The sequence below is a fragment of the Streptomyces sp. NPDC088387 genome (assembly GCF_044753385.1).
Lineage (GTDB): Bacteria > Actinomycetota > Actinomycetes > Streptomycetales > Streptomycetaceae > Streptomyces.
In genome coordinates, this window is the sequence record NZ_JBIVNC010000025.1 from 26,389 (window position 1) to 39,962 (window position 13,574).

Sequence of the window (13,574 nt, forward strand, 5' to 3'; positions counted from 1 at the left end):
TCACCGCACCTCCAAGGGGTCGCGACGCGGCGGCAGGGCCGGCAGAGCCGCTCTGAGGCGGTTCAGCTCCGGGTCCGGGGTTCCGCGGTCGCCGCACCGCGTACACCCGTGACACGGCACGACCCCGTGTGCCTCGACGTCCCACCGACGGAGGCGAACCGTGCTCACCTGCCCCGCACCGGTACCGGGCGCGCCGTCCGCGTAGGCCGCGGCGACGGCGGCGGCGGCCCTGACGTGGTGGGGCAGGAACCCACCAGGGCCGCAGTGCTCATCCCGGTCGTAACGGCGCGTCAGGAGCGAGGTCGTCCGTGCCTGGAGGTCATGCTGGCTGCGCCTGAGCCGGTAGCAGCGGAAACAGGGGGCGTCCGGGGGGCGGATCAGAGGGCCGACCCGGACGGCCGCCGTCTCCAGGACGACCGGGAGCCAGGGCCGTCCGGTGTCATGTGCCAGCGCGTCGATCTCCTCGCAGAGAGCGAGCTCGGGCCGCCAGGAGGCCAGGATGACAGGCCCACTGAACTCGCTGAACGCGTGGGCGAGCCGGGACACGGAGAGCACTTCGGTTCCGGGCCGGTTCTCCGCCAGCAGCCGGCCGACCCGCTCGCCGAAGGCTCCCGTGGCGATCACTGGAAGGGCTGGGGCCACGGATTCAACTCCTCCTCCGGCCGGCTGGGGTATCCCATGGCGACGGGCACCGAATACAGGCGCGGATGAGCCCGATACTGCCCGTATCTGTGAAACGTCAGGGGCTGCAGCCCCGGTACGACGACGCATACGGCGGTCAGTCCTGCCGCCGCCAACTCGCGCGTGGTCCGGTCCACGGCCACGGCCTGCATGCCCCGCTCCGCAAGGGCACCGACCACCCGCGCCAGGGCCTCCCCGGCGTCCCGGGGCAGCCGCGCACCGTCCTCCGCCCGGCGGGAACGGCGCTGCTTCAGCAGGAAGTCGAAGGCGTGCCGCCGCTCCGGCGTGCCCATGAACTGCGCTCCGGCCATGACCAGGGCGTGGCTTCCGGGGTCGGCACGGTGGAACAGCGCACGCGCGGGAACGGCTTCGAGCAGGGCCTTCTCCGCCGCCTCGGTCAGGTCGCGGCCGACGGCACAGCTGACCGAGCGGCGGCAGGAGTCGTCGTACTCGGCGACCTGCACGCAGTAGACGGCAGGCACTCCGATGTCCGTCGTCGCGTCATAGAAGTGCGTCGTGACGAAGTGCCGTGCGCAGTGGTCCAGCAGGGCGGAGAGCGCCGCCGTGGGACGTGTGAACCCGAGGCGCGGCAGGGGCAGCATCTGCAGCCAGACGAGCGCGGCCGAGTCCCGTTCGCACACCTCGCTCAGGCCGCGCAGGAGGGCCTCGGCCGGGTCGGAGTGCACCGCGTAGCCGGTGGAGATGCGGTTCCAGAACCGTTCCGCGTTGGCGAGGCGGCGTATTCCGTGCCGCGCCATGACCGACGGCACCCACACCGCCTCCCCCGACGCCATGTCGAGCCCTCGCTGCCATCGGATGGGTTCCTCGGCCCGGAAGGGGACGACCGGGCAGTGACCACTCGAGTACTCGGTCTCCGAGCAGCGCGGCACGGCCGTCATGTCCAGCACCGGCCCGTCCAGTTCGGCGAGCGTTGCCCACCGTTCGCCGCTGCCGGGAAAGTCCGCGCCCGCGTAGCGTTCGGCGGCCTCCGCGACGGCGATCAGCTGCGCGTCGTCCGGGCCGGCCAGGCTGCGGCCCGCGCCACCGAACTCCTCGGGCCGTTCGACGCCTGGCGCGCCATTCACCCGGGCCGAGGCGAGGGACAGCCCCGCCAGGCCCCGGACCGGCGCTCCGGGCAGCACCTCGCTGACAACACCGTACGGAGACACGAGCGCGCGCAGCCCCGCTGCCAACTCCGATGAGAACCCGCCCACGTTCCTCCCTCCTGCGCTCCTTCCGGGCCGTCGGTCAGCTCAGTACGGACCGCTGGCCCCTTCGGGCGAAGTCCAGTTCCGGTGAGTCGTCATGGCGGAAGGGGTCGGCAGGGTCGATCCCCGCCTCCCGCATCGCGTCTGCGACCGCCTCGGCGCGGGATCTCGCATCGGTACCGATGACGTGGTCGACGAGTCCCTGGGCCACGGCCGTAGCCCGATGCTGGCCGAAGCTCAGTCCGGCCGGGCCACGCGACCGCCGGGCGAACGGATGCCACGCCATCGACACACCCGGCGCGAGCCGCCGGGCGAACACGGACACCTCGTCCCCCAGTCCCGGCAGGCCGTTGAGCGCGTCCACGATGTCCGGGGCCGCGTCCCAGCCGTCCGGGCCCAGGAAGACCACCAACGCGTCTCGGCGCGGAAGCAGCAGCGGGGAGGAGGCAACCTTGGCGCGGTAGCGGACGCCTTTGTCCTCCAGACAGCGCAACGCCGCCGCCCAGACACCCGGCACGGCGTCGATGCTCCGCACGTGCGCGTACACCCGCAGGACCGGTTTGCGCACCGAGCGCCCACGGCTGCCGTCGGCGAGAAAGAAGCCGGGCGAGAGAGCGGGACGCGCGGCCGGCATCGACAGGTAGACCACCTCGCCGTCCCCCGGGGGGTCGGCGAGCTTGCGGTGCTCCGGCACCCATACCCGGGTGCCGTCGATGGAGGCCAGCAGCTCACCGTCCCTGTGCCCGTCCACCCGGGCGCTGGTGATCGTCTCCTGGTGCGGCATGACCCGGGCGAGTTCGGCTTCCAGAGCGGCGTCCCTGACGACATCCTTCGATTTGTAGGTGTCCGGCCCGCGCCCGGAATGCAGGAAATCGTAGAGACTCCATCGGAGCAGGACCGAAAGATGCCTCGGACTGTTCGCCTCCAGTTTATGGCCGTCGACATGGGCGACCATTCCATCGGACCGCAACTCGATCTTTCCCAGAGCGCTTTCGAGTTCCGGCAGCAACAGGTCACCTGCGTGTGGCATCGATCTCCCCCATCTCCAGAATCCCGGCGATCTCATGGGGATTGAGCAGCGCTCTGCGTCCGATTCCATTGGCCACGTACTGAGTCATGCTGAGCACCATCATCTTGGCCACGACACTGAACATTCGGTCGTAGAGGTGCCAGCCTGCGAATGCGGCGGTCCGCCGCGGCAGATCGGGGTCGGTCGTCGTGCGCACGGACCGGTAGCCAGACCAGAACTCCCCCACCATGGGTTGCACCGCCTGCAGTTCGACCGCGGTCCGGGCGATGACCTCCTCGCGGCTAACGCCGAGCACGGTACCGGAATCGCCCACGGGCCCCGTGTGCAGTCCGCGGGCCGCCCGGTCCGCCGCCAGGTAGAGCCACTCCCCCACGAACATGCCCACGTCGTGGGCCGGGTCACCGAGGCGGAACTCCTCCCAGTCGATGATGTGTCGCCGTCCGTCGGCGACGAGGACCTGATCGAGCCGGAAGTCGCCGTGTGTGGGCACCTTCGACGCCGTGTCCTCGTCGCGGCGCAACGCGCGCAGTGCCTCCTTGACTTCCTCGTCCTGCTGCAACAAGCGCCATCCCTGAAGCACGGCCGAACTTGCGGCCTGGTACTGGGTGAGGGTCAGCCCTTCCAGCGACCCCAGGGGCGGGTACCGCGAGGGAGAGGTGTCGATGGAGGCGTTCGCCGAATCGACCGGCAGTTCGTGTAGGGCGCCCGTCATCTCGCCCAGGCGGCGGGCGAGCCCGGCGTCGAACCGGCCTTCACGCGCCAGCAGGTCGGCCGGCTCGGCATCCTCGATCAGCTCGAAGACGAGCAGGTTGCGGTCGTCGTCCGCGCCCAGAAGCGCGGCCCCGGACAACTCCGGCGTCCGCAGTTCCTCGAACGACCTGGCCCTCCCGACGCCCGGGGCCGGGCAACCGAGCGAATCGTTCAGCTGCTTGACGAACACTCCGCGCCCGGTGGTGGTGATGCCCGAGCACTTCCGGTGCCGCCCCGGATGCGTGACCACCTGGTCAGGCGACAGCTTGCCCAGGCCCAACCGTTCGAGGAATGGGTTGACTATGGCGAGGTCTGGAATTCTCACACCGTTCGGCGGAAGCATGTGTCGAGTCTTGCCGCCACTTGCACGAAGCACATACGCGCCCTGCACGTAAATGCCGTGTCAGCGGTGGGTACGAGCAACATACGCGCCCCGCACGTCGTCCCCGAAAGCAATTGACGCGCCTTCCGGAACTTCACTAACTTCGCCCCCATCGGCTGTGTTCTGCACGTACAGACCAACTGTAGGTGAAACGGCGCGGAGGAATGCGATGACCGAGACGGTGGACACCACAGCGGCACTGGAAGTGCCGGTGGGTGCGCATGCGATATGGCAGTCGCCGACAAAGGTCTGCCGCGTGACGGATTTTCTGCCCGCCCCGACAGCCGACGAGCTGCTGCGACGCGCCACATCGGCCACACAGGACGACCTGCTCCCCGCACGCGTGCGCGACAACCGGCTGGACACGCGCATGCGCAGTTCCCTCGCCCACCGCGGCTTCTACGCTCCTGAACTGCTCGCCGCGATCGACGCCGTGGTCGGCCAGGTCGAGAGGGCCCTCGGGGTCTCCTGCGCCGGAACGCGGCCGGCCTTCACGCTGAACGTGCACAACGACGGTGACTTCTACCGTGCCCACCAGGACGTCAGCTCCCACGACGTGGCCAAGGGCGTACGTGCCGCCAAGCGCGTGGTGACCTTTGTGTACTACCTCCACCGCTCCCCTGCCGCCTTCACGGGCGGGGACCTGCGCATGTACGATTCCGCCCTGCCGCTGAACGCCGAGCACGACGGCCTGTCCCGCGAGGACTGCACGTACCGGGACTATGCCCCGGACCACAACAGCGTCGTATTCTTCCTCCCCTCCGCCCTGCACGAGGTCAGGCCCGTCAGCTGCCCCAGCGGCCACTACGCGGACAGCCGGTTCGCCATCAACGGCTGGCTGTGCCGGACCGATGCGTCCTGACGTTGTGGTCGGCGACGCCGCGACACGCTTCGTCGACGCGATGCAGGCCGAGGCACGCATCGCAGCGGTGGCGGCCTACACGCCCGACCGCGTGACACTGCGGGTGGACGCCCTCGACGGCCAGGACCATCTCGTCCCTTCGCTGGTGTGTCACCAGCGGGACGCCGAGGGCACATGGCGGTCGGTCTGGTCGGTGTCCGGCGCGTTCCAGGCGCTCCCGGTCCCGGCGGGGCTGGTGTACGTCCGGCGCGGTGAGGACGGCCGCCAAGTCGTTGCCCTCCGCGCGGACACGGGCGCCGGCACCGAAACCGCACCGGAGCGCGTCCTCGACATCCGCCCCGGGATGGTGGGCGCGCTCATGCTTCGGCCCGGGACCGGCACCCTCGTCTATACAGTGGAGGGGCCCTCGGCCCCGGGTGACCATCCGCAGCACGTCCTGCGGGACTCCGACGCTGTGTGGTGGGACGGTCCCGACGCCTCGTTGGCAGGTGCCCGCCGCCCGGTGGGCGACTGGCAGCTGTGGCAGGTGCCCCTCGGCGGAGAGGGGGACGCTCAGCAGGTCGGCCTCACGCTGCCGCCCGGCACAGCCCTCACCGGGGAGGCGGCCTGCATGGCCGAGGCGGTGGTGCTCGGAACGCGCGAACACCGGCCGGACGGCAGCCGCCGCTTCGGCCTGCTCGTCGTGGCATACGACGGATCATCTTCCCGCCACCTGCAGCCCACCGGATACGACATCACGGCACCCGTGTCCTGCCCGGACGGGCTGACGGTTGCCTGTCTGGCCGCCTCGCTGCCTACCGAGGGCGAGGCACCCGTCCAGTACGCGGCCCTGGTGGCAGCCCCGTCGTGGGAACCGCAGATCCTGAAAGCACCGGACGACACCTGGCAGCAGCCCTGCGGCTGGGACGGCCCGGACCGCCTTGTGTGCAGGGGCGCCGAGGGTCCGCGCAGCGTGCTGAACACCTACCATCTGCGCACCTTGAACTGGACACGCACGGAAGCCTCCGCCTCCGTGCTGCATGCCCAGATCGCCGCCGGGCAGGCGGCCACCGTCGTGGCGGCGATCGCCACCCCGCCGACCGTCGAGGTCGTCCACCTCTCGACCGGGGCCGTCGAACCGGTCACCGCCACTCGGCTCACCCTGCCCGCGGGTAGAGTGAGCCACCACCCCCAGCGTCTGCCCGACGTACCGGGAAACCTCGCCTCATGGCTGTGCACGCCCGAGGACGGGCCCGCCCGCGGAACGGTCGTCCTGCTGCACGGTGGGCCGGTCCGCAACTGGTCGGAGTGGCACTGGCGCTGGAATCCGTGGCCGTTCGTCGCCTCGGGCTTCGCGGTGATCCTCGTGGAGCCCCCCTTGTCTCTCGGTTACGCGTCCGGAATGAGCAGCGGGTGGCGACGCTGGCGCACCGGTATCGCTGCCGTCGCCGCCCGTCAGGTCGCCCAGCTGCGGGCCCGCACCGGCCTGGCGGACACGCCTCTTGCGGTGATCGGCCCCTGCGTCGGCGGACTCCTGGCCCTGTCCGTCGCCCAGGAACTGCGCCCCCGGCTGGTGGTGTCCTACGGCGGCACCATGGACCAGGCCCAGATCGTCGGCGGCGGTGACGGGAGCTGGCTGTGGGCGGGCGAGTTCGGCTCGCCGGACACCGAGCACGCCCGGTACGCCGCGGAGAGCGTCCAGCCGCACTCCGTACCCGCCGGCACCCGTGTGCTGCTCTCCCACGGGCTGCACGACGGCTGGGTGCCTCCGACCGAGAGCCTGCGCGTGCACCGGGCGCTGCTGCGCGACGGCGTCCGCAGCGAGCTGGTGCTCTTCCGCACAGAGGGCCACCAGCTGGCTCGTCCCTGCAACGTCCGGGCCTGGTACCGCTGGACGCTGACCGCCTGTCTCGAAGAGCTGGGCGCCCCGGCGGCCGCGGAGCGTGCGGCATGACCGCAGAGGACTTGCCCGGGCGCGCCGTTCCCGGAGACGTACGCATGGCGCGCCCGCTGCTGCGCCGTTTCGTCGCGGCGACCCAACAGGCCTTCCCTGCCAAGCAGTTCGGGTACTTCCTCGCTACCCGCCCGGGAGACCCGCCGGTGGAGTTCGTGCTCATGGCCGACAACGTCCGCGACACCTGGACCGACCGCTTCTCCCGCTACGGGCAGTACTTCGAGGACCACGCCGACGCCGGCTTCGTCGGCAGCCCCCAGGAGACCTACCGCGTCCAGCGTTACATCCGCGAGCGAGGACTCCACGCGGTGGGCGTCTTCCACAGTCATCGGCGCCACCCCGCGCTGCTCACCAGCGTGGACGCTGATCTGCACCCGTCCCCCGACTTGTGGCACCTCATCGTGATGCTGCGCAACCCCCGCTACCCGCAGGTGCGCGCGTTCCGCGTCCAGCGGGGGAAGCGCGTCCGCGAAGTCGACGTGATCACGTACGAGGAGGCCCGGGGATGTCCGTGACACCGCAGGAAGGCGTACGGCCGCGACGGTTCACGAACCCGCGGCCGGAGGAGCTGGCACGGGTCCGATCGATCCTTGCCCTCCATCCCGACGGTACGCCCCGGGAGACCAAGGGCGAGGTCCTGTACCGCGCCTGGCAAGCGTGCCGGGCCTGGGGGCCGGACATCGAGGCGGAGCTGATGTACGACCGCTTCGACACCGGCCGGGAGGAACTGCTGGCCGCCATGGACCTCGTACCGGTCGGTCCGGCCCGTTTCGAGATGGGCGGCGGCCCCTCGGACGGCTACATGTACCACGGCGAGGAACCGGCGCACCCTGTCGTGCTGAAACCGTTTCTGCTGGGCCGGACTCCGGTCACCAACGCACAGTACGCGCAGTGGAGTCCCGGGCACGCCGCCGACGCGGATCCGCAGCTGCCCGTCACCGGCGTCACCTGGTACGACGCGGTGGTGTTCGGCCGGCGGCTGGGGCTACGGCTCCCCACGGAGGCCGAGTGGGAGTACGCGGCGCGCGGCGGCAGTGCCACGGATCCCGCTCCGGCGGACCTCGCCGGATACGCGTGGCACGCCGAGAACGCGGGCGGCCGGCTCCGTGCGGTCGGGGGCCTGCTGCCCAACGCGTTCGGTCTGCACGACATGCAGGGATCCGTGTGGGAGTGGTGCCAGGACACGTACAGCGCGGACTTCTACACCGTCTCCCCCCTGCGTGATCCGCTCAACGAGACAGAGGGGGCGCACCGCGTCTGCCGGGGCGGCAGTTTCCACGGCTTCCACGACATGTGCCGCAGCACTCTGCGCTACCACGAGCCCGCCGATTACTGGGCCCCGGACCTGGGCTTCCGCTGCGCCATGGACACACCACCGGTGGCCGAACCGAAAGGACAGTCCCGCCATGTCCCGTGACGTGCAGGTCATCGTGCCTGAATTCCTCATCGGCGCCGAGTCCTTCTCCCGGCACGGCGAACGGCTGAGCGTTGCCGACCTCGGGCAGTTGCGCACTGTCCTGAGCTCGTGTCACTCCCCCACCGCGGCACAGCTGTGGGACGAGAGCGGCACGGTGCGCCGCAACGTAATCGTCGTACGCAATGGAGAACTGGTACCACGGGCGGAGTACGGCGCCCTGAGCTTCGACGACGGGGACGAGATCGAGTTCCTGCTCCAGTTCGCCGGCGGCTGACCGCCGCCGGGGCCCTCTCGCTTCCCGGAAAGGACGCCGCTTCATGACAGCCGGAGCCGTCGACCAACTCCCGCACGCCGCCGCACCGGCACCGCTCTCCCTGCGCGAGGCCGCCGAACATACCTCCCTCTCACCCGCGTCCGCCGAACAGGTACGACTGCTCGGAACGGCCTGGACCGGTCGCCTGGCTCTGTTCGTCAGAGCGTACGCCGCCTCCACGGGGCATCCCGTGGGCATCCCCGCACCCGTCGCCGACACGCTCGAGGCCGAGTTGCGGAAACTCACGGGCGAACCCGGTCCCGTGGTCACGGCGGTCTGCGTGGAGGATGTCTTCGGCGAACTCCGCTGGGACTCCTCCACACCGCTGGATGCCGCGGCGCTGCAGGAGCTGCTCGCCGGCGCCGATCGTCGTATCGCGGACTTCGCGGCACGACTGCGCGGGCAACTGGCCCTGCACGCCACTCGGTACGTGGTCGTGCCGCCCGTTTTCCCGCCCCTGCCCCTGCCCGTGGCCGAGCGCTCGGTGGCACTCCGACTGGCCCGGCTGGCCGGGCGCATCACCGATGCCCTGGTGGAGACCCTCACGGACCTCCCCCACGGCTCCGTTCTCGACACCGACCGAGCGCTGGAAACACTGGCTCGGGCCGCCTGGGCAGACGGCACCGCGCCCCAAACCCCCGGTCCCGTCCTGTCGGAGGAGGCGGCGTCGCTCATCGCTCGCGTTCTGGCGACGCGACTACGCCTGGTCTGGCAGCCCAAAGTGCTGGTGACCGACCTGGACGGGACGCTGTGGCGCGGCATCCTCTCCGAGGACGGCCCGGCGGGCGTTCGCTCGCACGCCGTCGCGGGAGAGGCGGCGCACCGCTGGTGGCAGCGGATGCTGCTGTGCGCACGGGGGCAGGGCTTCATCATCGCCGTGTGCAGCAAGAACTCCCCAAACGCACTGGAGGCGTTCACCGATGCCGCGCTGCGCGAGCACGTCGGACTGCTCGTCCCGCCCGCGGGTTTCGCCGCCGTCAGTACCAGCTGGGCGCCCAAGAGCGAACAGCTCGCCGCGATGGCGAAGGCGCTGGACCTGCCCACGGACGTGTTCGTCCTGGTGGACGACAACCCGGTCGAACTGGCCGAAGTCGCCGCCACACACCCGGACGTCACCACACTCCGTTTCCCGGGCCCTGGTGAGGACTGGTCGGGGCTGTGCCGGACACTCCAGGACCTCACCGCCGTGGGTGACAGCCAGCTGACCCATGAGGACCGCGAGCGTGCCCACTACTACGGGCTCCGCTACCGGTCGGAGGCCGCCCGTGCAAAGGCCACGTCCGTCGACGACTTCCTCGCCTCGCTGGGCATGCGCCTCGAACTCGCCCCGGTCGGCCCCGAACAGGCCCCGGACCGCTGTCTGCAGCTCCTCAACCGTGCCAACCGCTTCCACCTCACCGGCCACCGGTTCGACGACGCGTCCTGGCTGCAGCTTGTCGACGACCCCGACAGGCAGGTCTTCACCGCCCGGCTCGTCGACACGTTCGGCGATCACGGTATCTGCGCCGTCATCGTCACCGAAACCGCGAAGGACCGGGTGCGGCTGCGGGAGTTCGCGATGAGCTGCCGGGTCCTCAACCGGACGCTGGAGGCCGCCGTGTTCGGCTGGCTGATCGGCAGGTCCCGGCGTCCTCTTCACGTCACGTGGTGTCCGACGGGCCGCAATGACACGGTCCTGGAGGCGCTGCACGGGCACGGATTCTCGACAGTGACGAGAGCGGCGGCGGAGACCGACGGGGCCGTAACCGTGGTGTTCGACCCCGCGGTCGACGAGCCCCGCAGCAGGAACTTCGTCAAGGTCCAGCTCTGCCGGACATCCTGAACAGCGGGGAGGGGACTTCGTGCATGAGCGCACACTCGGCGGGTCGCTTGTCGGCTCGGTGGGACTCGGCTGTATGGGCATGAGCTTCGCCTACACGACGGGGGGCTGGGACGACGCGGCTTCCCTGGATGTCGTGCGCACCGCCCTCGATCTCGGGGTGACGCTCGTCGACACAGCGGACGTGTACGGGCCGTACGCCAACGAAGTCCTGATCGGGCAGGCCCTGCGCGGACGTCGGCACGAGGCGTTCCTGGCCAGTAAGGGTGGCCTCGTCGCGGGAGAGAGGGGCGGACTCGTACCGGACGGCCGACCCGAGCGGCTCAAAGCCGCGGCCAAGGCTTCGCTCCAGCGGCTGGGCACGGACTACCTGGACCTTTATCAGCTGCACCGTGTGGACGCGAGGATCCCCCTGGACGAGTCGTGGGGCGCTCTGGCCGAGTTGGTCGGCGATGGCCTGATGAAGCACATCGGGCTGTCGGAGGTCGGTGTCGGGGAACTGCGGCGGGCCCATGCCATCCACCCTGTGTCGTCAGTGCAGAGTGAATTGTCCCTGTGGACCCGTGAAGCCCTGCGGGACATTGTGCCGTGGTGCGCCGCTCACGGTTGCGGCTTCATCGCCTACGCACCCCTCGGCCGTGGCTTCCTGACGGGTACGCACCGGTCGCGCAGCCAGTTCAAGGAAGACGACCGCCGCCTCCGGCTGCCCCGCTTCACCGAAGCGGCCATGCGGGAGGAGCTGCGGGCCCTCGAACCGCTGCGAGCCGTGGCCGCGCGCCACGGAGCCACCCCGGGACAGGCCGCGTTGGCCTGGGTCCTTTCCAAGGGTGAGCACATCGTGCCCATCGCCGGCACCAGACGGCGGACGCACTTGGTCGAGAATGCCGCCGCGGCGGACATCACCCTCACGCCTGCCGAGGTCGAGGCACTGGACGCGATTCCGACGCCGTCCGCGCCACGGTACTGACATTCCGACGAGACCATTCACTCTCTTGTGGAGGACTCATGGAACAGTCCGCACCGGACGCCACAGCACGTCACCACACGAACGCGGCATGTCTCCGACGCCATCGTCGTCTAACCGCCGGCCCCTCGCTCGGCGCCGAGATATCGGGCCTCGACGTGTTCAAGGAACAGATGCCCGAAGAGAGCGGGGAGGTCAAACACACCTTCTCACTCCCGTGCTGCAATACCGGGTCCGCCGGCAGCCAATCACACCGGTGTTCTGGACAACCGCTGGGTCCAACACCATGCCGTCTGGGACTGCTTCCCCCGCGGGCACCACGGCCGACGAGTCTCCCTCACCGGTACCCGCCCCCGGGCATGCCCTCGGCGCCCAGCGCTGATCCGTCTCGCCCGTCCTGCTTGCCCAGCACCGCCGTGTACGACAGCGGGGCCGCGTCGGACGGAGCGCCCGGGTAGTGGAAGTCCTGGACGTCGCACAGGCTCCAGCCGGCGGCCTTCGCGATGCGCTCCAGTTCCTCCGGCCCACAGAACAGGTATGGGAACCAGTGGGTTGCCGTCGTGCCGTAGCGCAGCCGCATCAGCAACGCGCCCGGCAGCCTGCCCCGAGAAAGGTTGCCCTCGACATAGGCGCGGTTCTCCGCGGTGCCGGCCACGGGACGCCTGCCCTCCGCGATGATCAGTGCGTCGTCCGAGGTGACCGCGTGCACCTGCCGAAGGATCTCGGTGCCGCGGGTGACGGAACCGAGCAGCCCGACGTTGTTGCCGAGGAACAGCACGGTCCGGAACAGCGGCTTCCCCCGCAGTCGACGCTCCAGCTCCGTCACGTCCGCGCACAAGGTCTCCTGCACCCCGGCGTCCCGACAGATGCCCAGGGCCAGTTCCGAGGTGTCCATCGCCGTCACCTGCATCGGCTTGCGGGCAAGATACGCACTGTGCCTGCCACTGCCGGCACCCACGTCGAGCACAGGGCCCCGGGCTCTCGCCAGCGCCTCCCGGACCGCAGAGGGCCACTCGTTCTCTCCGCTGAGCCACTGGGCCGAGCCGGACGGCACGATCAGCCCGTCCGAGCGCTCGACGAACGCGGTCACGGGCCGCCGCAGGCGCACCGCGTCCGAGAGCTGCAGTCCGAACGCGTCGCCGATCCGCGGGCCCGGAGAACCATGCGTCGTCACGGGCTCTCCTCTGCACCAGCGCACACAAACCGATGAACCCTCGCCAATATTGCAGGGCTCGGATACAGGGCACATACGCGTCGCGTACGACGGGGGCCGGCAGGCACGGTGTGTGGTCGATCGCCTGTGCCGAACCGCGGGCCGGTGGGAACCGGTCGCGCGGTTCCCCGCGCCCTTTTGCGGGCGCGGTACCGCACCGGGCTTCGCCGGGACCACTCAGAAGTGCCGCTGGTAGAAGGGACGGACCTCCTGTCGCATCCAGTCGATCAAAGGGTCCTGGGCCGCGCCCAGCAGTACCAGGTTGACCGGCCACTGGACCGGCATGCAGCCCAGGGCGCGGCCCAGCGCCTCCAGCGGCTGGGCCCTGAAGTCGCCCTCCCACTGGGAGAGTTCGACACCGACGAACATGACCGGGGCGGCCGTCTCGATGGCGGCGAGGCAGCGGCGGGCCGTCAGGACCACACCCAGCGCCTCGAATTCGGCGGCCGCGGCGGCCAGGAACTCCACCGGGTCGTCCTGCCAGTCGGGTTCGAACAGCCGCACCCGGCCGCCGCCCGCGGGCCCGTCCAGCGGGGTGCGCCCCGCCCGGCACAGCTCGGCGACCGCCGGCGGCGGCAGCGGCATGCCCACCACACCACCGGGGTTGAGCACCAGCCCCGCCATCGGCGGCAGCCCGCGCGCGAACTCCACGGCGGGCGCGATCGTGTACGACATGTGCGGCCCGGCGACCTGGCGCAGCTGCTCCTCGGAGCTGAACACCGGGACGTACGCCTGGCCGTCGATCTCCGTGCTGGGCAGGTCCAGCGGACCGCTGTGCGGGCCGCCGCCGTTGGGCAGCGGCACCCACAGGAAGCTGCGGCCCAGCACCTCGACGACGCGCGGGCCGGCCGACGGTACGCCGAGGGCGGCGGAGAGCACCTCCTCCAGTTCGTTGCCGGGCCAGCCACCGTGCGGGTGGGGGTGCGCCTGCGCCGGAAAGTTCGCGGGAAGGTCCGCCGGGAAGTCCATCTGCCTACCGCCTGCCGAGTACCTCTGCTGTGG

At 70.6% G+C, this 13,574-nt stretch carries 13 protein-coding genes; 7 read left to right on the plus strand and 6 right to left on the minus strand.

All coding sequences use genetic code 11. The features are described 5' to 3' along the window. Genes ACIQAC_RS39310 through lxmK form a run of 4 tightly spaced genes read right to left on the minus strand, consistent with a single transcriptional unit; the run spans position 1 to position 4,012 of the window. The gene (locus ACIQAC_RS39310) at positions 1-642 is read right to left on the minus strand and encodes a TOMM precursor leader peptide-binding protein (RefSeq protein ID WP_402200284.1); all 642 of its coding nucleotides are present in this window, start codon (positions 640-642) and stop codon (positions 1-3) included. Then, on the minus strand, positions 621-1,895 hold the full coding sequence (locus ACIQAC_RS39315) for a YcaO-like family protein (protein ID WP_402200286.1): 1,275 nt from the start codon (positions 1,893-1,895) through the stop codon (positions 621-623). Before ACIQAC_RS39315 ends, ACIQAC_RS39310 begins: the two co-directional genes overlap by 22 nt. A 34-nt stretch (positions 1,896-1,929) precedes the next feature. Beyond that, complete coding sequence (locus ACIQAC_RS39320; RefSeq protein ID WP_402200287.1) at positions 1,930-2,919, minus strand: T3SS effector HopA1 family protein; 990 nt, start codon at positions 2,917-2,919, stop codon at positions 1,930-1,932. Next, positions 2,903-4,012 (minus strand): class V lanthionine synthetase subunit LxmK, encoded by a 1,110-nt coding sequence (gene lxmK, locus ACIQAC_RS39325; protein WP_402200289.1) that lies wholly within the window; start codon positions 4,010-4,012, stop codon positions 2,903-2,905. Before lxmK ends, ACIQAC_RS39320 begins: the two co-directional genes overlap by 17 nt. Positions 4,013-4,220: 208 nt before the next feature. On the opposite strand from lxmK, the gene ACIQAC_RS39330 reads away from it, so the two are divergent. Genes ACIQAC_RS39330 through ACIQAC_RS39360 form a run of 7 tightly spaced genes read left to right on the plus strand, consistent with a single transcriptional unit; the run spans position 4,221 to position 11,362 of the window. Then, positions 4,221-4,913: a 2OG-Fe(II) oxygenase gene (locus tag ACIQAC_RS39330; RefSeq protein WP_402200292.1), complete on the plus strand. Its 693-nt coding sequence runs from the start codon at positions 4,221-4,223 to the stop codon at positions 4,911-4,913. Further along, positions 4,903-6,846: an alpha/beta hydrolase family protein gene (locus ACIQAC_RS39335; protein WP_402200293.1), complete on the plus strand. Its 1,944-nt coding sequence runs from the start codon at positions 4,903-4,905 to the stop codon at positions 6,844-6,846. The genes ACIQAC_RS39330 and ACIQAC_RS39335 overlap by 11 nt, the downstream gene beginning before the upstream one ends. Further along, a complete protein-coding gene (locus ACIQAC_RS39340; RefSeq protein WP_402200296.1) occupies positions 6,843-7,361 on the plus strand; it encodes a hypothetical protein in 519 nt (172 codons plus the stop codon). Before ACIQAC_RS39335 ends, ACIQAC_RS39340 begins: the two co-directional genes overlap by 4 nt. Next, the gene (locus tag ACIQAC_RS39345; RefSeq protein WP_402200298.1) at positions 7,352-8,263 is read left to right on the plus strand and encodes a formylglycine-generating enzyme family protein; all 912 of its coding nucleotides are present in this window, start codon (positions 7,352-7,354) and stop codon (positions 8,261-8,263) included. The genes ACIQAC_RS39340 and ACIQAC_RS39345 overlap by 10 nt, the downstream gene beginning before the upstream one ends. Next, a complete protein-coding gene (locus ACIQAC_RS39350) occupies positions 8,253-8,537 on the plus strand; it encodes a MoaD/ThiS family protein (protein WP_402200301.1) in 285 nt (94 codons plus the stop codon). The genes ACIQAC_RS39345 and ACIQAC_RS39350 overlap by 11 nt, the downstream gene beginning before the upstream one ends. 43 nt (positions 8,538-8,580) lie before the next feature. Next, positions 8,581-10,398, plus strand: coding sequence for an HAD-IIIC family phosphatase (locus ACIQAC_RS39355; RefSeq protein ID WP_402200303.1), 1,818 nt, complete (start codon positions 8,581-8,583; stop codon positions 10,396-10,398). Between the two features lie 58 nt (positions 10,399-10,456). Then, positions 10,457-11,362 carry an aldo/keto reductase gene (locus ACIQAC_RS39360; RefSeq protein ID WP_402200371.1) on the plus strand — a complete coding sequence of 302 codons (906 nt, stop codon included), beginning with the start codon at positions 10,457-10,459 and terminating at the stop codon, positions 11,360-11,362. A 334-nt stretch (positions 11,363-11,696) separates the two neighbouring features. On the opposite strand, the gene ACIQAC_RS39365 is transcribed toward ACIQAC_RS39360, so the two are convergent. Then, positions 11,697-12,533 carry a class I SAM-dependent methyltransferase gene (locus ACIQAC_RS39365; RefSeq protein WP_402200306.1) on the minus strand — a complete coding sequence of 279 codons (837 nt, stop codon included), beginning with the start codon at positions 12,531-12,533 and terminating at the stop codon, positions 11,697-11,699. Positions 12,534-12,749: 216 nt separating this feature from the next. Continuing rightward, positions 12,750-13,541: an enhanced serine sensitivity protein SseB gene (locus ACIQAC_RS39370; RefSeq protein ID WP_402200308.1), complete on the minus strand. Its 792-nt coding sequence runs from the start codon at positions 13,539-13,541 to the stop codon at positions 12,750-12,752. Between the last annotated feature and the right edge of the window lie 33 nt (positions 13,542-13,574).

Bases quoted from the DNA above. Each gene is read 5' to 3' on its own strand.
- ACIQAC_RS39320 (WP_402200287.1), bottom strand. From the start codon at position 2,919: ATGCCACACGCAGGTGACCTGTTGCTGCCGGAACTCGAAAGCGCTCTG.
- lxmK (WP_402200289.1), bottom strand. From the start codon at position 4,012: ATGCTTCCGCCGAACGGTGTGAGAATTCCAGACCTCGCCATAGTCAAC.
- ACIQAC_RS39330 (WP_402200292.1), top strand. From the start codon at position 4,221: ATGACCGAGACGGTGGACACCACAGCGGCACTGGAAGTGCCGGTGGGT.
- ACIQAC_RS39335 (WP_402200293.1), top strand. From the start codon at position 4,903: ATGCGTCCTGACGTTGTGGTCGGCGACGCCGCGACACGCTTCGTCGAC.
- ACIQAC_RS39340 (WP_402200296.1), top strand. From the start codon at position 6,843: ATGACCGCAGAGGACTTGCCCGGGCGCGCCGTTCCCGGAGACGTACGC.
- ACIQAC_RS39345 (WP_402200298.1), top strand. From the start codon at position 7,352: ATGTCCGTGACACCGCAGGAAGGCGTACGGCCGCGACGGTTCACGAAC.
- ACIQAC_RS39350 (WP_402200301.1), top strand. From the start codon at position 8,253: ATGTCCCGTGACGTGCAGGTCATCGTGCCTGAATTCCTCATCGGCGCC.
- ACIQAC_RS39355 (WP_402200303.1), top strand. From the start codon at position 8,581: ATGACAGCCGGAGCCGTCGACCAACTCCCGCACGCCGCCGCACCGGCA.
- ACIQAC_RS39370 (WP_402200308.1), bottom strand. From the start codon at position 13,541: ATGGACTTCCCGGCGGACCTTCCCGCGAACTTTCCGGCGCAGGCGCAC.